This window comes from Streptomyces sp. NPDC003042 (assembly GCF_053591315.1).
In genome coordinates, this window is the sequence record NZ_JBSFTP010000082.1 from 1 (window position 1) to 26035 (window position 26035).

The following is a 26035-nucleotide window of genomic DNA, read 5'->3' on the forward strand; positions in this document are numbered from 1 at the left end:
CCCCGCCCCCGCCCGGGCGGCGGCCCCCCCCACACGCTGATCACTAGGGGGCCGGAGACGCCCCCGGGGGCAAACTACACCGCCCCCGGGCCGGGGACGAGGCGTACGCCTCGTCCCCGGCCCGTCACGGGCTGCCGGAGGAACTACTTGGCGGGGTCGACCGCGAAGACCTTGGCCAGGTCGTCGAGCACCATGTCGGCGCCCTGGAGCGAGACGGAGGTCATCCAGACGGCGTCGTCGACCTCGTGGACGTTGCCCTTCTGGGTGGCGTTCAGACGCTGCCACAGCGGGTTGGCGAGGAACTTCTTCTTGCGCTCCTCACCGCCGGAGAAGGTGGTGAGGAAGATGTGATCGGCATCGGCCTGCTCGATCTGCTCTTCGCTGATCTCGATGTTGAACTTCTCCTGGTCCTGCTGGTTCGCCGGCCGCGTCAGACCCATGTCGGCCAGGACGATGCCGCTGAAGGTCTTGGGCAGGTAGATGCGCGTGGGGCCGTCCAGGAAGCGGGCCACCGTGACGGTCGGCTTGCCGTCCTTGCCGCCGCCCTTGGCGTTGATCGCGTCACCGATCTTCTTGGCACGGGTCTGGTAGGCCGTCAGCTTGGCCGCGGCCTTCTGCTCCTCACCCAGGGCCTGGCCGAGGAAGGTGACGTTCTCCTTCCAGATCGGGCCGGTCGTCTTGACGAAGACGGTGGGGGCGATCTTGCTCAGCTGGTCGTAGAAGTCCGCGTGGCGAACGGTCGCCGACACGATCAGGTCCGGCTTCAGCGCGGCGATCTGCTCCAGGTTGGGGCTGTCGAGCGGGCCGACGTCCTTGGTGTCCTTCACCGCGTCACCGAGGTAGGCGGGGAAGCCCTTCTGGTCCCGGTACGAACCGATGCCGCCGACCAGCGGGGCCTCCAGCGCGACCACGGCTTCGACGAGGCTGTTGTCCAGCGCGACCACGCGCTTGGGCTTGGTCTTGACCTCGGTCGTGCCCTTGTCGTGGGTGATGGTGCGCGGGAAGCCGGCCGACTCGGCCGCCGCGGACTGCGAGGAGCCGGCGGCGGGCTTGTCGTCCGCGGCGCCGCCGCAGGCGGCCAGCGAGAGGGCCATGGCCGCCGTGAGGACGGCGGTGGCGAACCGGCCTGACCGGCGCTGGTTGAGGGGGGTGTTCATCAGATCTCCACGGGCAGGGGCAGCGGCCCAGACAGGTTTAGGCAAGGCTTACCTTTGTAGCGGCGGTGTGAGAATAGCGCCTCCCCGTGGCCGAATCCACACGGGGGCGGCGGACCAGGTCAGGCAAGGCATGTCTTACCTTGAGGCTCGTGTCTCTGAAGCCCGCCCTCAGCGGGGCCGCCGCATCGGCAAGCCCTGCCCCACCGCCTCCGCCCCGTGTTGCCGCGCGCGCCCTGGTCGCCGTGGTGCTGCTCGCCGCGGTGGCCGCCATGGTCTGCGCCTCGCTGGCGATCGGCACCAAGTCCGTACCGCTGTCGGACGTACTGGCCGCGATCGGCGGCAGCACCGAGGGGGACGCCGTCGTCGTGCGGGAGTTGCGCATGCCGCGCACGCTCCTCGGACTCCTCGTCGGACTGTCGCTGGGGGCCGCGGGCGCCGTCGCGCAGGACATCACCCGCAATCCGCTCGGCGACCCCGGGCTCATCGGCATCAGCGCGGGCGGCGCCTTCGCGGTCGCCGCGGGCATCGGACTGCTGGGGCTGACCAGTTCCTACCAGTACGTCTGGTTCGCCTTCCTCGGCGGGGCGCTGGCCGGTCTCATCGCCTACACCGTCGGCGGCACCGGCTACGGCGGCGCGACCCCGGCCAAACTGGCCCTGGCCGGCGCGGCCGTGACCGTACTGCTCGAAGCGGGCACCAACACCCTGGTGCTGCTCGACGTCAGCACCCTGGACCAGTACCGCTTCTGGGCGGTGGGCTCGCTGGCCGGCCGGGACGGCGCGCTGGCCCTGGAACTCCTGCCGTTCGTCGTCGTCGGACTCCTGCTCGCCCTCCTGCTCAGCGGCCGGCTCAACGCGCTCGCCCTCGGCGACGACCTCGCCAGCTCGCTCGGCACCAAGGTCAAGACCACCCGGGCGCTCGGCGCTCTCGCCGTCGTCCTGCTCACCGGCGCGGCCGTCGCCGCCGCCGGACCGGTCACCTTCGTCGGGCTGGTCGTCCCCCACGTCGTACGGGCGTTCACCGGGCCCGACGCCCGCTGGCTCGTGCCCTGTTCGGCGCTGGGCGGCGCGGTCCTGATGCTGGCCGCCGACGTCGTCGGACGGATGGTCGCCCGCCCCGGGGAACTGGAGGTCGGTGTGGTCACGGCGCTGCTCGGCGCACCCTTCCTCGCCCTGCTGGTCAAGCGCGGCAAGCTCAAGGAGCACACCCGATGAGCCTCGTGAAGCCCTGGAGGGTGGAGCTCGGGCCCTTCGGCGCCGCCGTGGCGCCCCGGACCGCCGCCACCCTCGCCGTCCTCACCCTCACCGGCTTCGCCGGGCTGATCGCCTCCGTGTCCCTCGGGACGTACGCCATCCCCGTCGGCGAAGTGCTCGGCGCGGTGCTCGGCACGGGCGAGGGCGCGGCCGACCTGATCATCCATCAGCTACGTCTGCCCCGCGCCCTGACCGCCCTGCTGGTCGGCGCCTCCTTCGGTCTGGCGGGCGCGGTCTTCCAGGCCGTCACCCGCAACTCCCTGGCCAGCCCGGACCTCATCGGCATCTCGGCGGGCGCCGGAGCCGGAGCCGTGGGCGCCATCCTGATCGGCGGGGTCACCGCGGCCGGCGCCGGCACCTTCGGGGCCGTTCCGTTCGGTGCGCTCGCCGGAGCGCTGCTGACCTCTGCCGCCATCTACCTGCTGGCGTACCGGGACGGCACCATCACCGGCTACCGCTTCGTCCTGGTCGGCATCGCCGCGAACGGCGCCCTGATGGCCCTCACCCGCTGGATGCTCGCCCGCGCCGACATCGACCAGGCCTCCCGCGCCATGGTCTGGCTCACCGGCAGCCTCAACGGCCGCGGCTACGAACACGTCCAGTGGGCCGGACTGGCGCTCGTGCTGCTCCTGCCGCTCACGCTGGCCCTGGCCCGCCCGTACCAACTGCTCCAGTACGACGACGACACCGCGCGCAGCCTCGGCATCCCGCTCCGGCACACCCGCATCGCCCTGCTGGTCCTCGCCACCTGCCTCACCGCGCTGGCCACCTCGGCCGCCGGCCCCATCGCCTTCATCGCCCTCGGCGCCCCGCAGATCGCCCGCCGACTGGCCGGCACCGCCGGGATCCCGCTCGTCACCAGCGCCCTGACCGGCGCGGTGCTGCTGATCCTCGCCGATCTGGCCTCGCGGATCGTGCTGGCCCCGACCGAGCTGCCGGTGGGCGTGCTCACCGGCGCCGTGGGCGCCCCGTACCTGCTGCTGCTCCTCGCCCGCACCAACCGGGCCGGAAAGGGAGGCTGACATGACCGACGTGACTGATGTGAACGACGTGACTGATGTGGCTGATGTGACCGATATGGCCGATGTGAACACCGTGAACACCGCGCTGCGCGGCGACGGCCTGCGCCTGGCGTACGGCGACCGGATCGTCGCCGAGGGCCTCGACCTGTCGATCCCGGCGGGCAAGGTCACCGCGCTCGTCGGCCCCAACGCCTGTGGGAAGTCCACCGCCCTGCGCGCCCTCGCCCGGCTCCTCACACCGGCCGGCGGCACCGTCCACCTCGACGGCGAGGACATCGCGGCCCTGTCCGCACGCGAGTTCGCGCTGCGCCTCGCCCTGCTGCCGCAGACTCCCAGTGCCCCGGACGGGATCTCCGTACGGGACCTGGTGGCCCGGGGCCGGACCCCTCACCAGCGCTGGTGGCGCCAGTGGTCCTCCTCCGACGAGGCCGCCGTGGACGCGGCGCTGGAGGCGACCGGCTGCGCGGATCTGGCGCACCGCTCCACCGGCGAGCTGTCCGGCGGCCAGCGCCAGCGGGTCTGGATCGCCATGGCCCTCGCCCAGGACACCCCGGTCCTGCTGCTCGACGAGCCGACGACCTATCTGGACCTCGCCCACCAGGTCGACGTACTCGAACTCGTCGCGCAGCTCAACCGCGAGCGGGGCCGCACGGTCGTGATGGTGCTGCACGAACTGAACCTGGCCTGCCGCTACGCCGACCACCTGATCGCCCTGCGCGACGGGCGGGTCGTGGCCGCCGGGCCACCGTCGCGGATCGTCACCCCGGAGCTGGTGCACGACGTGTTCGGCCTGCACGCGACCGTCATCACCTGCCCCGTCGCCGGCACCCCCCTGGTCATCCCCCAGGGCGGCCGCCGACCCGACCCGGCCTGAGACGCCCGGCGGTCGAGCGTTTCGTCAGCCTTCCCACACGAGCACGAGGTGTCCCTCACGCGCCGCGCCCGCGAAGGACTCCACCAGCCCCTCGGTCCGTCCCGCCCCGGCACCGGCTCAGTAGCCGGTCCCCGACCGCGCCCGGGTGTCGTCGTGAGCGGCGCCGTCGGGGGAAGCCGCCCCTCGCGTCCTGAGGGCGAGAAGGTAGCCCGCCTGGAAGCGGCTGTCGGCGCCGAGCTCGTCCATCAGCTCGGCGATGTGCCGTCGGCAGGTGCGCAGCGACATGCCCAGTCGCCTGGCGATCACCTCGTCCTTCGCCCCACTGGCCAGGCGCCCGGCGATGGTGTCGTGCAACTGGATCGCGGTCGCCGCCGTGTACGAGGCGGAGAACGGCTCCGCGAGGCCCCAGGCGGTGGTGAAGACCGAGCAGAGGAAGGCCACCGCCGACGGTTCGCGCAGCACGACGGCCGCGTCGGGGTTGTCCCAGACCGGCAGGAAGGCGGTCGCGCGGTCGAAGACCAGCATCTTGCCGAAGAGTTCGCCCAGGGTCCTGACCTCCGCCCCGGCCGCGCTCACGGCCTGGACGTACTCCTGGGTGCCGGGGCTGTAGCGGGCGGTGTGCTGGTAGAGGGTGCGCAGCCGTACTCCGCGCTTCAGCATGTCCAGGTCGCGGGGGAGCGCGCGCTCCAGGTGGCCGGGTGGGCGCCCGCCGCCGGGCTGGACGGTGAGCACTTCCCGGGTGCAGCGCGCCGCCGCGTCGGAGATCAGGAGCATGACGCGCTCCCGGGCCTCGACGACCTCGACGGCGCCCGAGTCGGCGCTGCGCCGATACGTCTCCTCGTACAGGGGGATCAGCGCGCTCAGGCGCGCCCGGGTGCGTTCCAGGCTCTCGAGGCGGCGGCGCAGCACGTTCTCCTCCGGGCCCACGAGTTCGGCCGCGGCGGTGTACGGGCTGACGGCCCGCCAGCGGGCGCGTTCGCTGTCCGGGTCGTGGGCGACCAGCCGGTGGCGTACCAACGCGGCGGCGCGGTCCTCGGCGTGGTCCTCGGTCAGGTCGAGTGCCGCCGCCAGTTCGGAGGTCGGGGTCGGGCCGTGCTGGAGGAGGTGGGTGTACAGCCGCAGGGTCAGGGGGTCGAGGTCCTCGGTTTCCTCCGGATCGACGGTCGGTGACGGCTGTAAGGCCTCATCAACCCCGCCGGACTCCCCTTTTACGGTGGTTATGTCCAAAATGTGACCCCTCCCTTTCGTGCCAGCACTTTGCTGAGGCCCGTCCCCTCTGGACCGGGTGTTCCCACTCGGTGGATTCTTAAGGGGTCGGAAAGAAAATCACTTCCTCAGGAGTACGGCATGAAGTTCACTCGGTTCCTTTGTGCGGTGGCGCTGGCTCTCGGTATCGCCGGCACGGTCGGAGTGGGTGCGGCGTCCGCCGACCCCGCCGAGTCCCCCCGGTCGAGCGCCGCCGAATGCCACCGCCCCGGCGACACCGAGTGGACCGGTCCCGCCTCCCACTGCCCCCCGGTCCTCTAGAGCCTCTCGCGTCCGAAGAGGTTCCGGATCTCTCGCGAAAATCCTGGACTCCCTGATGACGAACCACCCCATCGCCCACAGGGAGGCGTGTCTTCCCTGGTGGGCGGCCATCTCGCTGGTCTGCGCCGGCGGCTGCGCGATCCTGCTCCACCGCCGGGTCGCGGCCGCCGCCCCCTCCGGGCCGGCCCGCCGCAGGAGCGTCTCCCGCGTGCTCCTGGACGACGCGGCCTCTCATCTGACGACATCGTGGTGACGGAAAACCGCTTCGCGATTTCGACACCCTGAAATGTCCTGCCGGTAAAGCAGGAGGTCGGTCCATCGAATTGCGGGTCGAATGGGATTCCGCCCGGATCGGGCTCGATTCCTTTCCCTGCCGGAGGACCTGGCAGCTCTCGGCCGCTTCACCTATCTCTTGGTAGCGCGCACACCACGCGGCGCGGTACTCGACACCCTCATGTGCCCGAAAAATCATGAAAAGGAGAAATGTCATGGGTATGAACCGAAAGCGTATGGCCACCGCCCTCATCAGCACGGTGGTCGCCGCGGGGATCCTCCTGCCGTCCGCCGCCGCCCACGCCGCCGAAGCACCGCCCGTACAGCGGGCGGCCTCGGTCCAGGGCGCGATCCCCGGCGAGGTGAGCGCGCAGGGACTGCACATCGCCGTCGCCGCCGCCGTCCTCGACATCACCAGGCAGGTCATGAGGATCGCCACCGAGGCCGTAGAGCGCAACCAGAACCGCTCGGGCTACGTGAAGAGCCTCATGGAGGGCTCCTTCTACGAGTCCGGCCAGCGCTACAACGTCATGGTCATCAACGACGAGAACCGCTACTCGACCGCCCTGAACGGTGTGGTCTACGACGCCAAGGTCAGCGGCGTCCACGGCCGCTACCGGGTCCTCGTCTTCGAGTCGGGCCAGTTCACCAACCAGGGCGACGGCGGCTGGATCAACTGGGCGTTCCGCGGCTGGTTCGACCGCGACGGCGGCCACGTGAACTTCCGCCGCTCCTGGTAACACCCGCGCACCGTCTCCCGCCCTCGCCCCTGTCGCCCTCTCCAGAAGAAGGAGCACCTCATGCGCCGCAATTCCCTGCTCGCCTCGATCGCCCTGACCGCCCTCACCCTCACCGGAGCCGCCGCCGTGCCGGCCCAGGCCTCCGAACGCCCGACGGCCGTCACCGCCGGGGCCTCGGCGGAAGGCGCACAGCCCTCCGCGCCCTCCGCCCAGGCGGACAAGAGCGTGACCGTCAACGTCTCGATGGACCACCTCGGCCGCGGCCACGCGATCGCCGAAGCGCTGCGCGGTATCAAGACCGACAACCGCGGGTCCTTCGTGCAGGAGGCCGTGGACAAGGCCTTCGACGCGGCCGGCGGCCGGCACAACGTCATGCTGTTCAACTTGAGCCAGAACTACGACGACCGGTTCAACGGCACCGCGGTCTATGCCAACGTCCAGTGGGGCAACATCCACTACGGCCTGTGGATCTTCGAGTCCGGCACGTTCGCCAACCAGGGTGACGGCGGCTGGATCAACTGGGGATTCAAGGGCTGGTTCGAGCGCAACGGCGGCAACGTGAAGTTCAACCGCTCCTGGTAGCACCGCCCACGCCAACCGGCAGCCCCCTCCGTGAGCACCACACCGGAGGGGGCCGCCGGGCGCCGGGCCGTCAGGCGAGCGCGTCGAGCAGCTCACGCTCGCGCCGGGCGCTGAGGCCGGAACGCCTGATCCGGTCCAGGCCCTCCTCGCGTTCCCAGAGCAGCGTGTCGGCCAGCAGCTCCGCCCTGGGCCGATGACGGAGTCCCGCGGCGCTCGCCGCGGCCCCCTTCCGGGCCGACGCCCCTTCCCAGCCCTGCTCGACCAGCCACATCGGCAGTGACTCGGTCCCCATGTACTCGGCCACACCGTTCGCGCGCAGCCATGGCGAACCGGCGGTGACCACCGGACCGGTGTGCCCGCCGACCGCGCGGGACAGCCCGATCCACTCCCCGAACGGAACGACCGGGCCGACGGCGTCGTAGGTACCGACGCTCCCCTTCTCCGCGCAATCGAGCAGCCAAGCGGCGAGGTCGCGTACGTCGACCACCTGCGTCGCCATGGCCGGCTCGTCGGGAACCAGCATCGGCCCCCGCGGATCGCGTGCCGCACGCGCCACCCAGTAGCCGGAGCGTCCGGTGTGGTCGCCCGGACCGCCGATGAGACCGGCGCGCGCGATGAGGAGGCGGTCCCCCACGGCGGACGTCGACGCTTGCTCGCAGGCGACCTTCGCCTCCCCGTACGACGAGCGGTCGACCTCGCCCCGTTCGGTCGGAGCGAGCAGGGCAGCGGTCTCGTCCGCGTCAGGCGTGGAATGGGAGGCGTAGGCGCTGACGGAGGAGACGTAGGTCCAGTGCCCGGCCCTGCCGCCCAGCGCGTCGAGCGCCCCACGAACGAAGTCGGGCTGCCACGACACCTCGATGACCGCGTCCCAACGGCGGTCGAGCAGCGGTTCGTACGCCGAAGGATCACGCCGGTCGGCGGCCACCAGCCTCGCTCCGTCCGCGACTCCTCCGCTCTCGCCGCGGGCGAGACACGTCACGCGATGGCCCCGCGCCACCGCCTGCCCCGACACCTCCCGGCCCACCCATGCCGTTCCGCCCAGTACCAAGATCTCCATGGCGACACCCCACCACGGCGAACACCGGGGAGCCAGTGGATTCGCTGACAGCTGACCGGCGCCACCACGCCGATTTTCTGCCACTCACCCCCTTGGAACCCGGCGAAAACGGCCGAAGCCGAGGAGTGAACTCCCGCGTGCGATGTGTAACGTCAACCGTGTGTGAGAGCCGGTGGCACGGGGGCCGGTGACACGGTGACACAGGGGGCGAGGAGGGGGCAGTGAGCGGGGTAGTGATCCATCTGCCGCAGGGGACGGGCGGCGGCCCGGGAGGCGAGCCGTGCCGTGACGCGGTGACGTTACGGCTCGGTCCGGGTGAAGTGGCGCGTTTCGGACGGGGTTCCGCGACGACCCCGGTCGAACTGCGCCTCGTCGATGCGGCGATCTCCCGGCTGGCGGGGGAGATCCGGGTGACGGACGACCATTGGCAGCTCAGCAACCACAGCACGACCCAGAGCTATCTGGTGGAGAACCCGGAGGGAGCGGGGGAGTACCTGCGGGTGCCGCCGCGACGGGCCGCGGCGCCCATCCCCTTCGAGTTCTCCCGGGTCGTGCTGCCCACCCGCCACAACACCACCGTCGCCTTCCAGGTGTTCGCGCCCGACCACGTCTACCTGGACCCGGACGGCGCGGGCGGCCAGTGGGGGAGCCGCACCGTCACGGCGTACTCGCTGGACGAGACGGCCATCTACTTCCTGGTGCTGGTCGCCCTCTGCGAACCGCGGCTGCGCGACGAGTCGCAGGTCGCGGTGCCCACCACCCCGCAGATCGTCGAGCGCCTCAAGGGCCACCCCGCCTGCGGCCGGCTGACGGCCCGGGCGGTCAGCTCCCACATCGACTACCTGGCCGACGAGAAGATGCGGATCAGTGCTCCGGCCGAGGACGGGCCCCGCAGGGAGGCCCGCCGCAACGGCAAGCGGGAGGCGATCGTGGGACTCGTGCTGCGCTTCGGGCTGGTACGGGAGGAGCACCTCGCCCTGCTGCCGCCCCGGCCCGGAGGGGGAGACGGTGCACGGCCAGGCCGACACCTCGGGAAGTGACCGCACGGATCGCACGGGACTGCTGCCGCGCGGCTACCGGGTCGGCGGCTGGGAGGTCACCGAGCCGATCGCCGACGGCGGCTGGGCAACGGTCCACGCGGGGCGCCTGGTGGGCGACGTCACGGGTCGGGAAGACGTCGCGCTCAAGTTCCTGCCGACCGCCGAGCTCGCACCGCGCCAGGCGCGCCGGGTCGCGGAAACCGCCCGCCGCGAGGTCGAACTCGGCCGCCGGGCCCGCCACCCACGGCTGATCCGCCTGCTGGACTCCGTCGTGCTCAGCGAACCGGACCATCCGTTCCTGGACGGCGCGATCGTCCTGGTCATGGAGCGGGCCCGGTGCAGCCTGCGGGAGGTGCTCGACGCCGGAGTGAGCGAGGAGGAGGGCGCCCGGCTGGTGGCCGAGATCTGCGAGGGCCTGGCCCATCTGCACCGCAGCGGCTGGGTGCACGGCGACCTCAAGCCGGAGAACGTCCTGCTCATGGAGGACGGCTCGGTCAAGCTCTCCGACTTCGGGCTCGCCACGGAACTGACCGGCGCCCAGGGCACACACGGGTACGCGCCCCCGATGGGCAGCCTGGACTACCTCCCGCCCGAGCGCTGGAAGGCCCCGCTCGGCGAGCACGGCGTCCAGGTCAGGCCGAGCGCGGACGTCTGGGCCCTGGGCATCGTGATCCACGAGGTGTTCGCGTCCGGCGCCTCTCCGTTTCCCGGCGCCACGCCCGTCTCGCGCGGCGCCGCGGCCCAGGAGTACGCCGACGGACGGGCGTTGCTGCGCATGGACAACGCCGTACCGCCGTTCTGGCGCGCGCTGGCCGCCGACTGCCTGTCCCCGACCCATGCCACGCGCGTCGCGCACACCGCCGAGAGCCTGCTGGCGCGCATCACCACCCGGCAGAGCGGCGCCGACGGCGCGACCGCGCGGCCGGCGACGCGTCGGCGAAGAAGAACCCGCGCCGCTCTCGTGGCCGTAGCCGTGGCGGTGTGCGCGGCGGCCACGGCGATCTGGTCGTACGCCGTACGCGACGACCCGGCGACCGATGACCCCGGCCGGATCCGGGTGTACAACGCCGAGCAGCAGTGCCGGGGCCGTACGGACCGGGACCCGCAGTGCAGCCTCGGCCTGGCGATCGACCCCCGCGAGCCCTACACCGCCGACAACGTCGTACCGACCCGGGTGTGGCACGGCGACGTCCTCGCCGCCGAGTGCCGGGTCCCCGACGCGATGCCCATCATCGACGAGGCGGACACGAAGTCCACCGAGTGGTTCCGCGTCCGTCTCCCCGAGGGCCCCGCAGGGTCCACCGCCTGGCTGCCCGCCGTGCGCACGAAGGACCGCCCCGGGGTCCCCGCATGCTCCCCTCCCACACCGGGGCGTCCGGGCTGACGTGTCGCCGGTGCGGCCGGCCGACGTCCCGACACCCTCCCTTCCGTGGCCCGCCGTTGTCACTCCGGATCGTTCCGGATGCCTTGCCCGAGCCTGCCACGGCTACTTTGCGGACCGGCGGTCCACGGACCGCGCTCACACCCCCACACGACCGCACAGGGGAGGAAGAGTTCGTGACCATCGGTCCGTTCTTGAGACGCCGCACGAGATTCAGCACGGTGACCCTTCTGTTCGTCATCACGGCCGCGTCCGCCCTGAGCGGCCCGGCGCGGGCGCAGAGTCCGAACGACGTGCCCGGTCCCCTGGGGCATGCCGCGCCGGCCGAGGCGTACTGCGCCATCCCCGCCGAGCGGGACATCGCGGTGACCCGCAAGGTCTACGAGGTCGGCCAGCGACGGGGCGTGTCCGACAAAGTGATGCTCGCCGGCTTCGAGACGGGCTGGGTCGAGTCCCGTATGAACAACCTGGCGTGCGGGGACCGCGACTCGCTCGGCGTCTTCCAGCAGCGGCCCTCGCAGGGCTGGGGCACGCCCGAACAGGTCCTCGACGTCGACTACGCGGCGAACAAGTTCTTCGAGGTGGCCCAGCAGATGGAGCCCGGGGAGGAGGGCGGCACCGCCGGGCAGCTCGCGCAGGCCGTCCAGCGCTCCGCCTACCCGGAGCGGTACGACCAGGCGGAGGGCGTCGCGCGGGCGATGCGGGACGAGGCGTTCCAGCCGTACGGCTCCATCGGGGCGAAGTACGACAGCCTCGGCGGCCCCGGCGGCCCGCTCGGGTGGCCCGTCCGCGCCGAGGAGGACGCTTCGCTGGGCGGGCGGTTCCAGGGGTTCCAGAACGGGATCGTCATCTGGCGTCCGGATGTGGCGCACGCGATCTACGGGGACATTCTGGGGAAGTTCTGGGCGACGGACGCGGAGCGCCGCTGGGGCTTCCCGACGATGGACGAGGCCGAGGGGGCGCAGTCGCCGGGCGGGAGCCGGGGCCGTTACCAGTTCTTCGAGCGGGGGCTGTTCCTGTGGTCACCGCAGACCGGCGCCCATGTGGTGCACGGGGCGATCTACGACGCGTTCCACGCGGCCGGGCACGAGCGGGTGCTGGGCTACGCCGTCACCGACGAGACGGACGAGGCGGGCGGCAAGGCGCAGCAGTTCCAGAACGGCACGATCCACTGGCACCCGGACAGGGGCACCTGGATCACCACCAACTGACCAGGAGACAGCCATGAGATCGCTGATCCTTCAGCGTGTGATCGGGGCGCTGACGCTGACGCTGGCGGCCATCGCCCTCAGCCTGACCGCGGCGCCGGCCGCGAGCGCGTCCGAGCCCGGCGGGTCGATCGGGCGGGGCGAGGTGATGGACCGCGCGTGGTCGTGGATCGCCGAGCGGGTCCCGTACAGCCAGAGCGGCTGTCACAACAACCAGTTCGGCTGCTACCGCCCCGACTGCTCGGGCTTCGTGTCGATGGCCTGGCACCTGAACACGTCCCTGACCACCTGGGGCCTGTGGGACGTCACGGTCGAGATCCCCGCGCACGACCTGCAACCCGGTGACGCGCTGCTGCGTGACTCGGGCGGCACGGACCACGTGGCGCTGTTCGTCCGGTGGGCGGACGCGGGCCACACGCAGCCGGTGGTGCGCGAGACGTACGACTTCGGGCAGGTGGCCGAGGAGCGGGTGTGGGGTGACGGGCTCCGGGGGTTCTCGCCCCGCCGCTACAACGCACTCGACGACCTGATGCCGTACGGCTCGATCGCGGCGAAGTACGACAGCCTGGGCGGCCCCGGCGGCGCCCTGGGTTGGCCGGTCTCCGGCGAACGCGATTCCTCGCTGGGCGGGCGGTTCCAGGGGTTCCAGAACGGGATCGTCATCTGGCGTCCGGACGTGGCGCACGCGATCTACGGGGACATTCTGGGGAAGTTCTGGGCGACGGACGCGGAGCGCCGCTGGGGCTTCCCGACGATGGACGAGGCCGAGGGGGCGCAGTCGCCGGGCGGGAGCCGGGGCCGTTACCAGTTCTTCGAGCGGGGGCTGTTCCTGTGGTCACCGCAGACCGGCGCCCATGTGGTGCACGGGGCGATCTACGACGCGTTCCACGCGGCCGGGCACGAGCGGGTGCTGGGCTACGCCGTCACCGACGAGACGGACGAGGCGGGCGGCAAGGCGCAGCAGTTCCAGAACGGCACGATCCACTGGCACCCGGACAGGGGCACCTGGATCACCACCAACTGACGAACCGTCATCATCACTCACTTATCGACCAGGAGATCATTGTGAACGAGCAGCGCCCCACCCGTAGGACTCTCCTGAAGTCCGTCGGCGGACTCTCCGCGGCGATGGCCCTCGGCGGCGCGAGCGTCATCGCGACCGCGTCCACAGCCAATGCTGTCGGCGACATCCCCGGGCTGCACATCGTGGAGCGCATGGAGAGCGATCCCCGCATGTGGTACTACCGGTTCGAGACCAGCGCGATCGGCTGGAGGCCGGCCGTCAACGTCCTGCTGCCCGACGACTACCACCACAGCGGCCGCACGTACCCCGTCCTCTACCTGTTCCACGGCGGCAACCAGGACTTCATCACCTTCGACCGCGAGGGCATCCGAGCCTGGACCGCCGGCAAGCCGATCATCGTGGTGATGCCCGACGGCGGACGCGCGGGCTGGTACTCCAACCCCGTCAGCTCCAACGTCGGCCCGCGCAACTGGGAGACCTTCCACATCCACCAGCTGCTCCCGTGGGTCGAGGCGAACTTCCGGACGTACGCCGAGTACGACGGCCGCGCCGTCTCCGGCTTCTCGATGGGCGGCTTCGGCGCGCTGAAGTACGCGGCCAAGTACTACGGCCACTTCGCCTCGGTCAGTTCCCATTCCGGCCCCGCCAGCCTGCGCCGGGACGGGGACGCGGTCGTGCACTGGGCCAACGCGTCCTCCTGGGCCGTGGAGCTGGGCGGCGGCTTCGTCTACGGCGCGCCGTTCGACCAGGCCAGGGTCAACGCGGACAACCCGGTCCAGCGCATCGAGAGCTACCGGCACAAGCGGGTCTTCCTGGTCGCCGGTACCAGTCCCGAGACGATCGAGGACCGGTTCAACGAGGAGCAGGTACTCGCCGGCCAGCGGGAGTTCCGGTGGCACCTGGACAACGCCGGCATCCCGCACGAGTCGCACGAGAGGCCGGGCGGACACTTCATCCGGTCCGACATGTTCGCCCTCGACCTCGACGGCATCATCGGCCGGCTCCGCAAGGCGTAGCCGAACAGGGCCTCTTGGCGACCGCGTCGCCAGGAGGCCCTGCCGGGTGAGCGCTTGACGGTCGGCCGCCTCCAACGATCAGATGGCGGTCCGTCTCTGATCTTGCGTGGGAATCCCGGCCTTCACTCCTGGGGTGGGTCGGTGTGACGTTCCGGGGAGAGGTGTTCGTGCACGGCGAGCCAGCGCCCGTCCGGTTCGCGGCGGAAGACGACGGTCTCCCGCTCCCGCAGCTCGTCGGTTCCGGCGAGGCGGGTGCGTACCCGGTGGGTGAGCACCGCCAGGCCTTCGGCGACGACGCGTACGTCGGTGTCGTACGTACGGCAGCCCAGGACCTTGAACCCGGAGGCCTCCCAGGAGCGCCAGCGGACCCTGTACTCGGCGCGGCCCGTCAGGACCCGCGGCTCGGTGGGGAAGAGGAAGGTGGCGTCCGGGGCGAAGGCGGCGAAGTACCGGTCCGTGTCGTGGGCGGCGAAGGCCGCGACGAGATCCGCCGCCGCCCTGCGGACCTGAGCCTCCGCGGCCGTGGGGTCGGCGGCGCTCATCCGTCCACCGCCGCACGATCGTCCACGGCGGGACGCCCGTCCTCCGCCTGCCCCTGCCCGGCCAGTTCCCGCTCGCTGGCGGCCACCGCCGGTTCCTCCGCCGACAGGTCGAGGGAGCGTGTCAGGCCGTAGTACAGGGCCCCGGAGACCGCGAGCCCGACCAGGAACGCCACGTCGATCCCGCCGAGCGCCTGCGCCACGGGCCCGGTGAAGAAGCTGAGCACCATGAACGGCGCCATCGCGGCCAGCCCGGCCCCGTACGCCGCCAGACCGCGCCACGCCCACGTGCCGTAGATCCCGTCCGGCCGGAACAGGTGGGTGATGGCGTAGTGCCCGCGCCGGACGAAGAAGTAGTCGACGAGGTTCACAGCCGTCCACGGGACCAGCAGGTAGAGCATGAGGAGCAGGGAATTGCCGAGCGCCGTGGTGAAGTCGGTGAACACCGCGATGCCCAGGACCGACCACACGAGGGCCAGGCCGGTGATCGTCGCGATCCGCGCCGAGCGGGTCGGCCTGATGGGGCGGACGCAGTCGATGCCGGTGAGGACCGTCAGCATGCCGCTGTAGGCGTTGAGCCCCATGGTGGCCACCAGGGCCAGCACCGACAGGACGGCCAGTACGGTCCCGAGGCCTCCCACCACCTGGTTCCCCGCGTCCCGGATTCCCGTCAGCGGTTCGGTGACACCGAGGGAGACGGCCATCCAGGCGCCGAGCGGGATCAGCCACATCGGGGAGCCGGCGGCGCCCCAGAACACGGAGGTGATGATGTGTGAGGTCTTGGTGGAGCGGGGCAGGTAGCGCGAGTAGTCGGAGACGTACGGGGCGTACGTGATGTTGTAGCTCGCCGCGGCGGTGAACTGCACCATGAAGGCCACCCACGTGAAGCCGCCGCCACCCGGTGCTGCTCCCGTCGGGCCGGTCACCTGGCCGGTGACGACGCCTGCCGTCAGCAGGAGCCAGCACGGGGCCGACAGCCAGAACAGCACGCGGAACGCCCGGTGCAGCCAGTCGTGTCCGTAGACGGCGAGAGCCACCGCGGCGATCGTGATGCCGATCCCGACGGCGGTGGAGCTCCACCCGAAGATGGACTCCAGTCCGCCGCCGATGATGATCGTGTCGACGACGTTGAACCCGACGAAGGTGAACAGCGTCGCCCCCAGCGTCACCACGACGCCGCGGTACCCGAACTGCGCCCGGGACTGGATCATCTGGGGCAGTCCCAGCCGCGGACCCTGGCTGGCGTGGAAGGCCATGAAGAAGGTGCCCAGCAGGATGCCCAGCGCGCCGGCCAGCACCGTCCAGCCGAGCGGGAGTCCGAGCCCCGGCCCGATGAAACCGATGGCGAGGGTGAAGGGCTGGAAGTTGCCGAGGAACCAGAAGGGGCCCTGCTGCCAGACCTTGCCGCGGCGGTCCGCGAAGGGGACGTGCTCGATCGAACGGCTCTCTATCGCACCGGAACCGCTGGGCTCGGCCGACGGACCCGTGAGGGTCTCGGACGTCATATCGCCTCCTGGGGATGCGGCCGGGACCACCTCGAACCCGGCGAACAGAGCCAGAGTGTGCGGTCGCAGTCCCCCGGTTAACAATTGGAGCGGCGTTCAAAGCGGAGGCCTTCCTTTGTCTCCGGCCACAAACGACGATGTGCCGATGACGCGCACGCGCACGGCACCACCTCGTGTCGAGGACCTCGTACGTTCGCCCTCGCTCCAACTGCGGGTGCTCGCCGGCGGGGCAGGGCTCCACCGGCCCGTCGCCTGGGCCCACGTGAGCGAGCTGGAGGATCCGACGCCATGGCTCCTCGGAGCGGAACTGATCATGACGACGGGGATCGGCGTCCCCCGCGCCGCCGCCCGGCAGCGCGCCTACCTGGAGCGGCTCCACGACGCCGGAGTCGCCGCCCTCACGCTCTCCGCCGGGTTGCGCGTACCTCCACTGCACCCGGGGTTCCTCGCCGCTGCGGAGGAACGGGCCATACCCGTACTGGAGTTGCCCCTGCAAGTCCCGTTCATCGCGGTCGCGCAGGAGGTCGCCGCGGTCGTGCAGGCGGACGCCCGCCAGCGCCTCGGCGCGCAGCTCCAGGTCTTCGGCGCCCTGCGCTGGCTCGCCGCCGAGGACATGACGGCCGCGGAACTCTTCCGGCGGCTGGAACGGCTCTCCGGATACTCGCTCTACCTCCAGACGCCCCAGGGCGGCCCCCTGCTCCCCGGCGTGCCCGTCCCCGAAAGCCGGTACGCGGCCCTGCTGCCGGCCTCCTCCGACCCGCCGCCGGCGGTCCCCGGCGGCTACGTGCTCGCGGTCCCCGCGCCCGGCGGACCCGCCGGGTACCTGCTGGCCATCGAACGGGAGCACACCCAGCCCGCCGGCCTCGCCGTCGTCCAGCACATCGCCACCGTCGCGGCCCTCCAGGTCACGATGGTGCGCCACGAACGCGAGACATTGCGCCGCCAGGGCGCCGAAACGCTGGCCGAGCTCCTCCAGGACGTGCTCGATCCGGACACCGCCCGCAGGCGCCTGGCCCGCGCCGGGTTCGCCGCCGACACGCGGGTCGTGCTCGCCGTGCTGCGTGGATCCGGCGGCCCGTTGGACGACACCGCGGTGGTGTCCGCGCTCGACGAGGACGGCACCCCGTACCTCGTACTGCGCCGCCACGAGGAGCTGTACGTCCTGCTGCCCGACTCCTGCGCGGTGCTCCGTACGCCGACGGCGCCGCCCTTCACCACGGTCGGGGTCTCCCGCCCCTTCGCCCCCGGAGCCACGCTCAGCGTGCCCCGCCGCGAGGCGTCCTGGGCCTTGGCCCACGCCGTCGATTCGGGTCGGCCGATCGTGGTGTTCGGCGGCGACACGACCGACCGGTGGCTGCACGAGGACCCGGCCGTACTGCGCGGGCTGGTGGAGCACGTGCTCGGAGCGGTCCTGCGGTACGACACCCAGCACGGTGGCGCGCTCGTCACCTCCACCTTGACCTGGCTGGAACGCGACCGGAGCGGCGAGAAGGCGGCGCGAGCGCTGCACGTCCATCCGAACACCCTCGCCTACCGGTTGCGCCGCTTCAGCGCTCTGAGCGGCCGGGACCTGTCGGCCACGCGCGATCTCGCCGAGGTGTGGCTCGCCCTGCGCGCGGCCCGCACGCTCGGGGAGCTCGACTGAGGCGGAGGTTTCGGGCCGGGCATGCCTTAAGGGGGATGTCAACGACGAGCGAGGGGTGGGCTGATGACTTCCGATGCCAGTTCACGGTCCGGACGGTGGTGGAGCGGCACGACGCTGCTGCGACTGGCCTCGGTGGCCGTCGGGGTAGGGGTGGCGGCGCTCGTGGTCGTCGACTTCCGGCTGACGGGCGAGGCCCGCGGCCCGCAGGTGCTCGCGGTGGCGCTGACGGCCGTATGCCTCACGACGGTGGTGCTGGTGACGTCGAGCCTGACGGACCGCCGCCTGAGGTTCCCCGGAGTGCTGAGCATCCTGAGTAGGCTGCTCACCCCGCTCGCCGTGTATCCGCTCGCGCTCTGGGCCGGCGTGGCGATCAGCTGGGCGGTGGGTCTGCCGGCGCGGCTGACGGGCCTGTGGCCGGTCTTCGTGTCCGGGCTGGTCGTCGCGGCGGTGGCGACCACGGTGCGGATCTTCTTCGCCCTGTTCCGCAGCCGTACCAGGCGGGCGGGAGTGAACTGGCTCGCCGCCGTCGCCCTCAACGCCGCGGGCCTCGCGCTCGCCGCACTCCTGCTCGACGGCGTCCGCCTCGATGCCGCGCCGGGCTGGCGCCAGGCGCTCACGCTGTGCGTGGTGGCGTGCCTGTTCATGATGCCGCGCCTCACGCTGTCCCTGCCGGTGCCCGGCGTCGCCTCGCTCGTCCTCGTCGCCTATCACTGCCTGCTGCTGTGGCTGCTCTGCGACCTCCTCGCCGTCACCGAGCCCCGGCTGCACATCGACGGCTTCTGGCAGCTGGCCGGGGCCGCCGGCCTCATGTGGGCCGTGGAATGGCCCGGCCGGCTGGCCGCCCGGCAGGGCGGGACGGCCCCTCAGCCGGCTCCCGTCTTCCCGGACCCCTTCCCGCCGGACCACATGTTCCCCTCCGGCCCGCTGTACTGACGGCCCCGCTGTGCTGACGACCCCGCTGTGCTGACGATTCATCAGGACCGCTGGTAGGGGCTGTGCATGGTGAGGAAGCGGATCTCCAGATCGGTCCGCAGGTAGTCCATCCGCCGCTCCCAGAAGGCCCGCAGGTGCGGGAGGGCGAGGTGGGCGTCGAGGTCGGCCCGGGAGCGCCACGCTTCGTAGAAGACGAAGACTCCGGGTGCGTCGCGGTCCTCGTGGAAGTGGTACTCCAGGCAGCCGGGCTCCTGTCGGGTCGGCTCGACGAACGAGAGGAGGAGCTGCTTCAGCTCCGCCGCGCGCTCGGGTTTGGGCCGGGCGGTACCGATCAGGGTGAACGGCTGGTCCATGGGTGCACTCTCCTCGAAAGGTACGATCGATCTCGTACCTGTGGACGCTAGCAAGCCCCGAAGGTACGATGCAAGCCTTACCTTCGGAGGAGTCGATTTCGTATGCCCGATGACGAGGGCCACCCGGCCGTCGAGGAGATCGAGCTCGGTGCGGTGTTGTCCGCCCTCGCCGACCCGCTGCGCCGCCACGTGGTGCGCGAGCTGGCGACGGGCCCTGACGGGGCCGCGCGGACGTGCAGCTCCTTCGGACTTCCGGTCTCGAAGGCGACCGTCACGCATCACTTCCGAACCCTGCGCGAGGCCGGACTGATCCGGCAGGTGGACCGGGGAAACAGCCGGATGGCCGCCCTCCGCCGTGCCGACATCGAACGGCGCTTCCCCGGCCTCCTCGACATCGTCGCCGCCGAACCCGCATAGCTCCAGGCCCGGTCTTCGCCGCCTACGTGTGGACGGCTTCGCCCGCCAGGCCGGAGAGGCTCAGTGCCCGCCGCACGGCCGGCAGGTCCCAGTGGTCGCAGGCGAGCGACTCCAGCTCCTCGGGCGCGAGCCCGTACGAGCCCGCGGCGTCCAGGAGGTCCGTCGCGGCGCGGCCCGAAGCCCGGGCGGGGTCGCAGGCGCAGTCGCCCAGGCGGCCGGCGAGCAGGCCCAGCACCTCCTGGCGCACCGCGAAGCGGCTGATGCCGCAGTCCAGGCCGTCGTCCTCCAGGTCCGCCGGGTAGGGCGCGCGGGCCCAGGCGCCGTTCTCGTACCAGTAGACGCAGCCCAGTTCGCAGCCGTCCAGCAGATCGCGCAGGGTCTCGTACGGGAGCCAGTCGGGGCCGTTCGCCAGCATGTCGACGGCGGGCTCGTGCCACTTGACCCCGCTCGACTCGTCCTCGCCGTAGAGCACGTAACGCCCCTCGCCCAGCCGGGCGAAGGTCCACCAGGTGCAGCCGCAGTCGTCGAGGTGGAGCCCGGCCTCGTCGATCCAGTGCCCGGTGCGGTGAACGCCCCGGCTCTCCGCCTCGGAGGTAGCCTCCAGCACGGCGACCAACGCCCAGCTCGCCCACAGCAGTTCGGCGGGCGGAAGGTCCTCGGGCAGACCCGGCTGGTGCATCGGCATGGTGTGATCCCCTGGTGGTGACGGCCGTTCAGCCCCCGAGCCTAACGGCCTTGGGCGGAGCGGAAGAGGACGCGGGACACCTGCTGACCGTCCGCGAAGGCACCTCTCGGCCTCAGTCGTGGGCGACGATGGCGACCGGTGAGTTCGCGTGGTGCATCACGGCGTGCGCGACGGGGCCGATGTGGATGCCGAAGGGGGACCGGCGGATGCGCCGGCCGACGACGACGAGGGCGGCGCCCTGCCCGGCGTCGAGGATCTGGGTCGCGGCCGGGCCGAGGACGGCGCGCGGATCGACGTTCACGGAAGGAAACCGCTCGCGCCACGGATCCAGGGCCTCCTCCATCGTCCTGGCGATGCTGTGCGCCATCTCCAGCTGAATCCCGGGATCGAGCGCCGGTGCGTAGCTCAGGATCGGCGGCGGGGCCCAGCCATGGATGACGGTGAGCGCACCGTCGCGACGGGAGGCCTCTTCGAAGGCGAAGGCCAGGACCCTGTCGCAGGCCCCGTGGATGTCCACTCCGGCCACGACCGGACCACGGTCGGTGACGCCGCCGGGCGGGAACCCCGTATCGTCCGCGGACCGCACGAGCACCACCGGGCGCTCGGTCTCGGCGATGGTGGCCGAGCCGGTGGATCCGACGAGGAAACCGGCGATGCTGCCGAGCCCGCGCGAGCCGAGCACCAGCATGTCCGAATCCCGGGCCGCCTCGGCGAGGGCAAGGGAAGGCAGCCCGCCCACCCGGCGCGTGACGACCGTCAGCGAAGGGTGCTCACGGCGCAGCTCCCCGGCCGTGTCGCTCAGGAGGTCCTCGGCCCAGTGCCGGCGTTCTTCGGTGGTCGTGACGGGAAGCGGCGGATTCTCCAGCCATTCCTCGGCGTGGACCACGTCCAGGGTCGCGCCGCGGAGCCCGGCCTCGTGGGCCGCCCAGCGGGCGGCGGCGGTGCTTTCGGGGGAGCCGTCCAGGCCCACGGTCACCTGGTTCGTCATGAGGACATCTCCTTCTCCGACGGGCCCTGGCGCGGCATGTCCCGCTGCTTACAGAGTGACCCCTCGGGGCCGGTCCCGTCGAAGGGCCGGGCCGCGCGGACCGGCCCGCGGAAAACCGTCACGCGTCCGGGGTGTCGGACGGCTCCTGCCGGGCAGTCGCAGCTGTAGCCGGCGATCGGTCATCTCAACCCGGGAGGAGTCGACGTGTCGAAACCACAGGATCCCGCGCTGCGGCGCAGCGACAAGGGCGGGGCCACCCCGCAGGACAGCCAGTCCCTCAAGGCCGCGAACACGGGCAAGAAGCCCCCGGAGGGCAAGCGGGCCCACGGAACGGACAAGGGCGCGAAGGGCGGAGGCAAAGGCGGCGGAACCCCTCCGGAGCAGCAGCCGGAACCCTCCTGAAGGCGGCTCAGCCGGTGGCGGCGGCGCAGGCCTGGTGGCCCCAGCGGTTCCCGTTCTTGCTGATCAGGTCACCGGCCGCGTAGGGCTGCCCGCACGGGCAGGTACCCGGAAATTTCGCCTTGATGGCCCTGGCCCCGCCCGTGCCCGCGGCCCCGCCGGACGTCGCGGCGCCCCCGGACGCGGTCTTCTTCGCCGCACCGGACTTCTGCCGCGACGGCGCACTGCGGGCCGGCGCGGGCACGGGCATCTCCGCGGTCCCGAGGGCCGTACCGGCGGCCTGCTGGGTGACGGCGGCGTCACTGGCGGCCTGGTCGGCGATGGCGTTCAGGTGGTCGCCGTCCTCGCGGTGCGCCGGGACGTACAGGAACGTCACCTCCCGCTCGGTCAGCAGCCGGTCGATCTGCTCGACGAGCTCGCGGTTGGCGACGGGCTGCCCGGACGCGGTCTTCCACCCGTTGCGCTTCCAGCCGGGCAGCCATTGCGTCACGGCCTTCATCGCGTACTGGGAGTCCATCCGCACCTGCATGGCCGTCCCCGGAGCGACCGCCTCCAGCAGGCGCTGGAGGGCGGTCAGCTCCCCGACGTTGTTGGTGGCCCGTCCCAGCGGACCGGCCTCCCAACGCTCGGGACGGCCCTGCGCGTCGGCGATGACCCACGCCCATCCGGCCGGCCCGGGGTTACCCTTCGCCGCTCCGTCGCAGGCGGCAATGATGAGATCTGACATCCCCCGATCATGCCCCACGCGGACGTGCCGCCGAACCGGGGCCCGGGACGGGCGCCCCGGGCTGCCCGGCCAGGACCTACGCGCCGGGCTCGGCCTCAGCGGCAACGACATCGGGCGACACCCGCATCGGCTGCCCCTGACCCGAGGGCCGGCCCTCCCCTCGAGAGGGCCGGCCGCCGGCATGGGGCGGGCGGTCAGACCGTCGCGGCCTCCGGTTCGGCGCCGCGTACGGGCGGTGCGAGGCGGCCGGTGCGGTGGAGGCCGTACAGGGCGGCCGCGCAGCCCAGGCCGAGCAGGAGCAGCGCCAGCCACGGCAGCGCCGGCACTCCGGCGGCGCGCGCCGCGTCCAGCGCCGCCCCGGTGAGGAGGTTGCCGAGCGCGATGCCGACGCCGCAGATGGTGTTGTACAGGCCGTAGTGGGTGGCCACCAGCCGGTCGCCGCTGAGCCGGACGATGGTGTCCATCTCGAACGGGTAGGCGATCATCGTGCCCAGCGCCAGCAGCAGGGCGGACAGCGTGGGCGGTACGGCGGCCAGCAGCCACCGGACCGGTCCGGAGTCCGGCACGGGCACCGTCGTGGCCGCCAGCAGCGGCACGAAGGCGACGGCCATGGTCAGCAGCCCCCAGGTGAGCGCGCGGCCCGGCTCCGTACGGGCCTTGCACCAGGCGGTCACCCGGGTCTGGAAGAGGATCGTGCTCAGTCCCGAGACGGCGAACAGTGCCGCCACCGCGGCTGCGGCGAACCGGCCCTCGCCGCCCAGTCGCCGGACTTCCAGCGGGAGGGCCAGGTAGACCTGGAAGGTCATGACGTACGAGCCGATCATGGCCACGGAGAAGAGCAGGAACGGGCGGTTGGCCAGGATGCCGCGCCACTGGGTGAGCACGCCCTCGGACCGGTCGCCCATCCCGTCCTTCCCGTCGTTCGCGTCGTTGCCCCGGCGCGCCGGCAGGGCGCGGATCTGTACGACGCTCAGCAGCGCGAAGATGCCGGCCGCCACCAGGCAGGTCACGCGGAAGTCGACCCCCGTCAGCACCATGCCCACCAGGGGGCCCAGCAGGATGCCGGCCTGGTAGAAGACGTTGAACAGGGCGAAGGCCTCGACGCGGCGCTCACCCGCGTCCGCGGCCAGGTACGCCCGGGTGGCAGGGTTGAACAGGGCTCCGGCCAGCCCGGTCGCGGCCGAGGCGGCGAACAGGGCGGGCACGGAGTCGACCAGCCCGAGGGTGGCGAACCCGGCGATGCGCAGCACCAGCCCGGCGATGATCATGGGCTTGTAGCCGTAGCGGTCGGCCAGCGTCCCGCCGATGAGGAACATGCCCTGCTGACTGAAGTTGCGTACGCCGAGGATCAGCCCGACCGTCCAGCCGGCCAGCCCCAGCGGCCCGGCCAGGTGCGTGGCCAGGTAGGGCATGAGCATGTAGAAGCCCAGGTTGATGCTGAACTGGTTCACCATCAGGAGCTGGACGCTGCGTTCGTACGAGCGGACCTGCGCCAGGGTGCCCTTCATCGGGCCCGCTCCCCGCGCGCCGCGCCGCTCAGGGTGAGCGGGTCGACCACGGCGGTGCAGCGGGTCCAGCGGCTGACCTCCTTCTCGTCCAGGCGGCCGATCACGTCGGGTTCCTCGGCGGGAGGGGAGTCGAGGAGACCGTGGGCGGCGCAGTAGTCGTCGTCGTACACGGTGCTCAGGTAGCGCTGCGGCCCGTCGGGGAAGATCGCGGCGATACGGACGCCGTCGGGCAGGGTGCGGGCCAGCCAGCCGGCCACGAGGGCGACCGCGCCGACGCTCCATCCTCCGGTGGCGTAGTGGGACGCGGCCAGCTGGCGGCAGGCCCACACGGCCTCGGCCGGGGCGACCCAGTGCACCTCGGAGAACTGCTCGTAGGCGACGTTCCGCGGGTAGATGCTCGATCCGAGGCCGCGCATCAGCCGGGTCCGGGCGGGCTGGCCGAAGATCGTGGAGCCGACGGTGTCCACTCCCACCAGCCTCAGGCCGGGGTGGAGCCGTCGCAGGGCCCGCGAGACGCCGGCCGAGTGCCCACCGGTGCCCACGCTGCACACCAGCACGTCGATGTGCCCGAGTTCGGTGGCCAGTTCGAACGCCAGCGGGGTGTAGGCGGTGGTGTTGTCGGGATTGTTGTACTGGTCGGGGCACCAGGAGCCGGGGTGCCGCGCCATCAGCTGCGTGACGCGGTCACGGCGGGACTGCTGCCAGCCGCCCGTGGGGTGCGGTTCGGCGACGACGTTGACCTGGGCCCCGTAGGCCGTCAGCAGCCTGGTCATGGAGGTCTCCAGGCCCGGGTCGGTGACGAGGGTGACCGGATGTCCGTGGACCATGCCGGCCAGGGCCAGACCGAGGCCGAGGGTGCCGCTGGTCGACTCGATGATCCGGGCCCCCGGCTTCAGGTCGCCGCGGGCGCGGGCGCGTTCGACCATGTGCAGGCCGGGACGGTCCTTGATGCCGCCGGGGTTGAAGCCCTCCAGCTTCGCCCAGAATCCGCGCCCGGCCGGGGACAGGGGTTCCGACACGCGCAGTAGGGGAGTGTTGCCGACCAGGCCGGACAGGGTGGTGCGGGCCGGAGGTGTGACGTCGGTGGTCGAAAAGGGATGCATGGGTTCCGCTCTCGCTCGATGGTGCGTCAGGGAGTCGCTCGGATGCGCGTGTCAGCCGTGGTGCACGGCTGTGAGCGAGCGGCCTAGATGCGCCATCGGCACACGCTGGTCAGCGTGGACCGGCCGGACCGGGGTATCGGCGCCCCGTCCGCACAGGGCGGTGCGGACGGGGCGGTGGCCGCCGACGGCTGGTCGGCCGCGGCGGTGAGCGTGAGCGTCCCCGCCGCGTCCGCGTCGAGGTGGGTCCCACCGGGCGCCTTGGGGGTCAGGCCGGGGGAGGCGCAGGCGGAGCCGTGCTCCTGACGGGGATGTCCGGGCCCGTCCGGCTCGGGTCCGGTGGCCGGGGCGGTGAAGGACGCGCCGTGCCGGGGGCCTTCGCCCAGGAGGGAGGTGGAGCAGTGGACGGACACGAGCAGGAGCGCGCCCAGGACGGCGACGAGCAGGGCACGGGCCCAGGACGAGCCCGGGTGCGCCGGGCATGGGCGGGAAGGGCGTCGGCGTGGGTGTGGGAGTGGGCGGGAAGGGCGTTGCACAGTTCCTCCGTGCGGCAGGAGATCGCGGGTATGACGAAATCCCGCGTCACCTACACCTGGAGAACGGCTGAGGCGGTCGTCCGCGTCGGCGCGGGCCCGGCCGAAGCGGCCCTGTCACGGGCCGCACGGTCCGGACAGCTCTGCGCGGCGTACCGCGCGACGGCGGCCGGCACGGCAAGAGGCGCCTCCACCGCGGCCCCGGGCCGTGGCGGCCTGGGGACGCACTCGTGCGCCGGGTGATGGGACTCGTGCCGGTCGAAGGGGGCGGCGGCCGGTATGGCCGCGCCCGCGCCCCTGCCGCCGCCGTCCGTCAGGGCGGAGGCGGACGGCGCCCCCGGGTTCGCGTGGCCGGCGATGCTCTGCGGGTCGGCGCCGTGCGTGTGGAGGATCCCCAGCAGCAGCACGGTCAGCCCGAGCAGGCGCAGCAGACCCGCCGAAGCGCGGGCCCGCGGCGCACGGGGCGGGCGGGCTGTGACCATGCCGTGATCTTAGTGTTCGCCCCGCGCCGCCGGTGCGCTGGATCCGGTCAATGTCGGGAGCGTTCTC

At 72.1% G+C, this 26035-nt stretch carries 29 protein-coding genes; 16 read left to right on the forward strand and 13 right to left on the reverse strand.

Features of this window, described 5'->3' with window-relative positions:
* Window positions 1-143: 143 nt before the first annotated feature.
* Window positions 144-1157 carry an ABC transporter substrate-binding protein gene (locus tag ACWDYJ_RS29790; protein ID WP_451568686.1) on the reverse strand — a complete coding sequence of 338 codons (1014 nt, stop codon included), beginning with the start codon at window positions 1155-1157 and terminating at the stop codon, window positions 144-146.
* A gap of 149 nt (window positions 1158-1306) precedes the next feature.
* Here ACWDYJ_RS29790 and ACWDYJ_RS29795 point away from each other — a divergent pair, with 149 nt between their 5' ends.
* From ACWDYJ_RS29795 to ACWDYJ_RS29805, 3 genes are read left to right on the forward strand one after another with little or no spacing between them, the layout of a single operon-like run.
* Window positions 1307-2371 carry a FecCD family ABC transporter permease gene (locus ACWDYJ_RS29795; RefSeq protein WP_451568687.1) on the forward strand — a complete coding sequence of 355 codons (1065 nt, stop codon included), beginning with the start codon at window positions 1307-1309 and terminating at the stop codon, window positions 2369-2371.
* A complete protein-coding gene (locus tag ACWDYJ_RS29800; RefSeq protein WP_451568688.1) occupies window positions 2368-3432 on the forward strand; it encodes a FecCD family ABC transporter permease in 1065 nt (354 codons plus the stop codon). The genes ACWDYJ_RS29795 and ACWDYJ_RS29800 overlap by 4 nt, the downstream gene beginning before the upstream one ends.
* Window positions 3433-3487: 55 nt before the next feature.
* Window positions 3488-4306, forward strand: coding sequence for an ABC transporter ATP-binding protein (locus tag ACWDYJ_RS29805; RefSeq protein WP_451568721.1), 819 nt, complete (start codon window positions 3488-3490; stop codon window positions 4304-4306).
* 117 nt (window positions 4307-4423) lie between these two features.
* Here the strand turns inward: ACWDYJ_RS29805 and ACWDYJ_RS29810 are convergent, their stop codons facing one another.
* Complete coding sequence (locus ACWDYJ_RS29810; RefSeq protein ID WP_451568689.1) at window positions 4424-5533, reverse strand: hypothetical protein; 1110 nt, start codon at window positions 5531-5533, stop codon at window positions 4424-4426.
* A 120-nt stretch (window positions 5534-5653) separates the two neighbouring features.
* Between ACWDYJ_RS29810 and ACWDYJ_RS29815 the strand changes: the two genes are divergently transcribed.
* From ACWDYJ_RS29815 to ACWDYJ_RS29830, 4 genes are all read left to right on the forward strand, one after another.
* Complete coding sequence (locus ACWDYJ_RS29815) at window positions 5654-5833, forward strand: hypothetical protein (RefSeq protein ID WP_451568690.1); 180 nt, start codon at window positions 5654-5656, stop codon at window positions 5831-5833.
* A gap of 55 nt (window positions 5834-5888) precedes the next feature.
* The gene (locus tag ACWDYJ_RS29820) at window positions 5889-6086 is read left to right on the forward strand and encodes a hypothetical protein (protein ID WP_451568691.1); all 198 of its coding nucleotides are present in this window, start codon (window positions 5889-5891) and stop codon (window positions 6084-6086) included.
* A 241-nt stretch (window positions 6087-6327) separates the two neighbouring features.
* Complete coding sequence (locus tag ACWDYJ_RS29825) at window positions 6328-6846, forward strand: stress protein (RefSeq protein ID WP_451568692.1); 519 nt, start codon at window positions 6328-6330, stop codon at window positions 6844-6846.
* Window positions 6847-6906: 60 nt separating this feature from the next.
* A complete protein-coding gene (locus ACWDYJ_RS29830; RefSeq protein WP_451568693.1) occupies window positions 6907-7428 on the forward strand; it encodes a stress protein in 522 nt (173 codons plus the stop codon).
* 70 nt (window positions 7429-7498) lie between these two features.
* On the opposite strand, the gene ACWDYJ_RS29835 is transcribed toward ACWDYJ_RS29830, so the two are convergent.
* Window positions 7499-8485 (reverse strand): NAD-dependent epimerase/dehydratase family protein, encoded by a 987-nt coding sequence (locus ACWDYJ_RS29835; RefSeq protein WP_451568694.1) that lies wholly within the window; start codon window positions 8483-8485, stop codon window positions 7499-7501.
* Window positions 8486-8706: 221 nt separating this feature from the next.
* Between ACWDYJ_RS29835 and ACWDYJ_RS29840 the strand changes: the two genes are divergently transcribed.
* The 5 genes from ACWDYJ_RS29840 to ACWDYJ_RS29860 all read left to right on the forward strand — a co-directional run bounded on the left by ACWDYJ_RS29840 (window position 8707) and on the right by ACWDYJ_RS29860 (window position 14154).
* The gene (locus ACWDYJ_RS29840; RefSeq protein WP_451568695.1) at window positions 8707-9525 is read left to right on the forward strand and encodes a serine/threonine protein kinase; all 819 of its coding nucleotides are present in this window, start codon (window positions 8707-8709) and stop codon (window positions 9523-9525) included.
* Entirely contained in the window at window positions 9494-10909 is a 1416-nt protein-coding gene (locus ACWDYJ_RS29845) for a serine/threonine-protein kinase (RefSeq protein ID WP_451568696.1), read from the forward strand. Before ACWDYJ_RS29840 ends, ACWDYJ_RS29845 begins: the two co-directional genes overlap by 32 nt.
* Before the next feature lie 218 nt (window positions 10910-11127).
* Window positions 11128-12117: an LGFP repeat-containing protein gene (locus ACWDYJ_RS29850; RefSeq protein WP_451568697.1), complete on the forward strand. Its 990-nt coding sequence runs from the start codon at window positions 11128-11130 to the stop codon at window positions 12115-12117.
* Between the two features lie 13 nt (window positions 12118-12130).
* The gene (locus ACWDYJ_RS29855) at window positions 12131-13138 is read left to right on the forward strand and encodes a hypothetical protein (protein ID WP_451568698.1); all 1008 of its coding nucleotides are present in this window, start codon (window positions 12131-12133) and stop codon (window positions 13136-13138) included.
* Between the two features lie 41 nt (window positions 13139-13179).
* Complete coding sequence (locus tag ACWDYJ_RS29860; protein WP_451568699.1) at window positions 13180-14154, forward strand: alpha/beta hydrolase; 975 nt, start codon at window positions 13180-13182, stop codon at window positions 14152-14154.
* A 122-nt stretch (window positions 14155-14276) separates the two neighbouring features.
* Here the strand turns inward: ACWDYJ_RS29860 and ACWDYJ_RS29865 are convergent, their stop codons facing one another.
* Both ACWDYJ_RS29865 and ACWDYJ_RS29870 read right to left on the reverse strand, forming a co-directional pair.
* On the reverse strand, window positions 14277-14696 hold the full coding sequence (locus ACWDYJ_RS29865; RefSeq protein ID WP_451568700.1) for a YybH family protein: 420 nt from the start codon (window positions 14694-14696) through the stop codon (window positions 14277-14279).
* Window positions 14693-16198, reverse strand: a complete 1506-nt coding sequence (locus ACWDYJ_RS29870) for a purine-cytosine permease family protein (protein WP_451568701.1) — start codon at window positions 16196-16198, stop codon at window positions 14693-14695. Before ACWDYJ_RS29870 ends, ACWDYJ_RS29865 begins: the two co-directional genes overlap by 4 nt.
* Window positions 16199-16343: 145 nt before the next feature.
* Between ACWDYJ_RS29870 and ACWDYJ_RS29875 the strand changes: the two genes are divergently transcribed.
* Window positions 16344-17843 carry a PucR family transcriptional regulator gene (locus ACWDYJ_RS29875; protein ID WP_451568702.1) on the forward strand — a complete coding sequence of 500 codons (1500 nt, stop codon included), beginning with the start codon at window positions 16344-16346 and terminating at the stop codon, window positions 17841-17843.
* Window positions 17844-17906: 63 nt separating this feature from the next.
* The gene (locus ACWDYJ_RS29880; protein WP_451568703.1) at window positions 17907-18776 is read left to right on the forward strand and encodes a hypothetical protein; all 870 of its coding nucleotides are present in this window, start codon (window positions 17907-17909) and stop codon (window positions 18774-18776) included.
* A 41-nt stretch (window positions 18777-18817) separates the two neighbouring features.
* Here ACWDYJ_RS29880 and ACWDYJ_RS29885 read toward each other — a convergent pair whose 3' ends face one another.
* The gene (locus ACWDYJ_RS29885) at window positions 18818-19129 is read right to left on the reverse strand and encodes a putative quinol monooxygenase (protein WP_451568704.1); all 312 of its coding nucleotides are present in this window, start codon (window positions 19127-19129) and stop codon (window positions 18818-18820) included.
* 102 nt (window positions 19130-19231) lie between these two features.
* Here ACWDYJ_RS29885 and ACWDYJ_RS29890 point away from each other — a divergent pair, with 102 nt between their 5' ends.
* Window positions 19232-19546, forward strand: a complete 315-nt coding sequence (locus ACWDYJ_RS29890) for an ArsR/SmtB family transcription factor (RefSeq protein WP_451568705.1) — start codon at window positions 19232-19234, stop codon at window positions 19544-19546.
* A 22-nt stretch (window positions 19547-19568) separates the two neighbouring features.
* Here ACWDYJ_RS29890 and ACWDYJ_RS29895 read toward each other — a convergent pair whose 3' ends face one another.
* On the reverse strand, window positions 19569-20231 hold the full coding sequence (locus tag ACWDYJ_RS29895; RefSeq protein ID WP_451568706.1) for a hypothetical protein: 663 nt from the start codon (window positions 20229-20231) through the stop codon (window positions 19569-19571).
* Window positions 20232-20343: 112 nt separating this feature from the next.
* Window positions 20344-21219 carry a universal stress protein gene (locus ACWDYJ_RS29900; RefSeq protein ID WP_451568707.1) on the reverse strand — a complete coding sequence of 292 codons (876 nt, stop codon included), beginning with the start codon at window positions 21217-21219 and terminating at the stop codon, window positions 20344-20346.
* A 204-nt stretch (window positions 21220-21423) separates the two neighbouring features.
* On the opposite strand from ACWDYJ_RS29900, the gene ACWDYJ_RS29905 reads away from it, so the two are divergent.
* Window positions 21424-21621, forward strand: a complete 198-nt coding sequence (locus tag ACWDYJ_RS29905; RefSeq protein WP_451568708.1) for a hypothetical protein — start codon at window positions 21424-21426, stop codon at window positions 21619-21621.
* Window positions 21622-21628: 7 nt separating this feature from the next.
* On the opposite strand, the gene ACWDYJ_RS29910 is transcribed toward ACWDYJ_RS29905, so the two are convergent.
* From ACWDYJ_RS29910 to ACWDYJ_RS29930, 5 genes are all read right to left on the reverse strand, one after another.
* Window positions 21629-22345, reverse strand: coding sequence for a ribonuclease H family protein (locus ACWDYJ_RS29910; RefSeq protein WP_451568709.1), 717 nt, complete (start codon window positions 22343-22345; stop codon window positions 21629-21631).
* Window positions 22346-22539: 194 nt separating this feature from the next.
* On the reverse strand, window positions 22540-23853 hold the full coding sequence (locus tag ACWDYJ_RS29915) for an MFS transporter (RefSeq protein WP_451568710.1): 1314 nt from the start codon (window positions 23851-23853) through the stop codon (window positions 22540-22542).
* Entirely contained in the window at window positions 23850-24956 is a 1107-nt protein-coding gene (locus tag ACWDYJ_RS29920; RefSeq protein WP_451568711.1) for a PLP-dependent cysteine synthase family protein, read from the reverse strand. The genes ACWDYJ_RS29915 and ACWDYJ_RS29920 overlap by 4 nt, the downstream gene beginning before the upstream one ends.
* An 83-nt stretch (window positions 24957-25039) precedes the next feature.
* Entirely contained in the window at window positions 25040-25366 is a 327-nt protein-coding gene (locus tag ACWDYJ_RS29925) for a hypothetical protein (protein ID WP_451568712.1), read from the reverse strand.
* A gap of 173 nt (window positions 25367-25539) precedes the next feature.
* Complete coding sequence (locus tag ACWDYJ_RS29930) at window positions 25540-25968, reverse strand: hypothetical protein (protein ID WP_451568713.1); 429 nt, start codon at window positions 25966-25968, stop codon at window positions 25540-25542.
* Window positions 25969-26035 lie beyond the last annotated feature (67 nt).

Excerpts from the sequence above, each read along its gene's own strand:
- ACWDYJ_RS29790 (WP_451568686.1), bottom strand. The coding sequence starts at position 1,157 with ATGAACACCCCCCTCAACCAGCGCCGGTCAGGCCGGTTCGCCACCGCC.
- ACWDYJ_RS29800 (WP_451568688.1), top strand. The coding sequence starts at position 2,368 with ATGAGCCTCGTGAAGCCCTGGAGGGTGGAGCTCGGGCCCTTCGGCGCC.
- ACWDYJ_RS29805 (WP_451568721.1), top strand. The coding sequence starts at position 3,488 with ATGGCCGATGTGAACACCGTGAACACCGCGCTGCGCGGCGACGGCCTG.
- ACWDYJ_RS29815 (WP_451568690.1), top strand. The coding sequence starts at position 5,654 with ATGAAGTTCACTCGGTTCCTTTGTGCGGTGGCGCTGGCTCTCGGTATC.
- ACWDYJ_RS29820 (WP_451568691.1), top strand. The coding sequence starts at position 5,889 with ATGACGAACCACCCCATCGCCCACAGGGAGGCGTGTCTTCCCTGGTGG.
- ACWDYJ_RS29825 (WP_451568692.1), top strand. The coding sequence starts at position 6,328 with ATGAACCGAAAGCGTATGGCCACCGCCCTCATCAGCACGGTGGTCGCC.
- ACWDYJ_RS29830 (WP_451568693.1), top strand. The coding sequence starts at position 6,907 with ATGCGCCGCAATTCCCTGCTCGCCTCGATCGCCCTGACCGCCCTCACC.
- ACWDYJ_RS29835 (WP_451568694.1), bottom strand. The coding sequence starts at position 8,485 with ATGGAGATCTTGGTACTGGGCGGAACGGCATGGGTGGGCCGGGAGGTG.
- ACWDYJ_RS29855 (WP_451568698.1), top strand. The coding sequence starts at position 12,131 with ATGAGATCGCTGATCCTTCAGCGTGTGATCGGGGCGCTGACGCTGACG.
- ACWDYJ_RS29865 (WP_451568700.1), bottom strand. The coding sequence starts at position 14,696 with ATGAGCGCCGCCGACCCCACGGCCGCGGAGGCTCAGGTCCGCAGGGCG.
- ACWDYJ_RS29870 (WP_451568701.1), bottom strand. The coding sequence starts at position 16,198 with ATGACGTCCGAGACCCTCACGGGTCCGTCGGCCGAGCCCAGCGGTTCC.
- ACWDYJ_RS29875 (WP_451568702.1), top strand. The coding sequence starts at position 16,344 with ATGACGCGCACGCGCACGGCACCACCTCGTGTCGAGGACCTCGTACGT.
- ACWDYJ_RS29880 (WP_451568703.1), top strand. The coding sequence starts at position 17,907 with ATGACTTCCGATGCCAGTTCACGGTCCGGACGGTGGTGGAGCGGCACG.
- ACWDYJ_RS29885 (WP_451568704.1), bottom strand. The coding sequence starts at position 19,129 with ATGGACCAGCCGTTCACCCTGATCGGTACCGCCCGGCCCAAACCCGAG.
- ACWDYJ_RS29890 (WP_451568705.1), top strand. The coding sequence starts at position 19,232 with ATGCCCGATGACGAGGGCCACCCGGCCGTCGAGGAGATCGAGCTCGGT.
- ACWDYJ_RS29895 (WP_451568706.1), bottom strand. The coding sequence starts at position 20,231 with ATGCCGATGCACCAGCCGGGTCTGCCCGAGGACCTTCCGCCCGCCGAA.
- ACWDYJ_RS29900 (WP_451568707.1), bottom strand. The coding sequence starts at position 21,219 with ATGACGAACCAGGTGACCGTGGGCCTGGACGGCTCCCCCGAAAGCACC.
- ACWDYJ_RS29910 (WP_451568709.1), bottom strand. The coding sequence starts at position 22,345 with ATGTCAGATCTCATCATTGCCGCCTGCGACGGAGCGGCGAAGGGTAAC.
- ACWDYJ_RS29915 (WP_451568710.1), bottom strand. The coding sequence starts at position 23,853 with ATGAAGGGCACCCTGGCGCAGGTCCGCTCGTACGAACGCAGCGTCCAG.
- ACWDYJ_RS29920 (WP_451568711.1), bottom strand. The coding sequence starts at position 24,956 with ATGCATCCCTTTTCGACCACCGACGTCACACCTCCGGCCCGCACCACC.
- ACWDYJ_RS29930 (WP_451568713.1), bottom strand. The coding sequence starts at position 25,968 with ATGGTCACAGCCCGCCCGCCCCGTGCGCCGCGGGCCCGCGCTTCGGCG.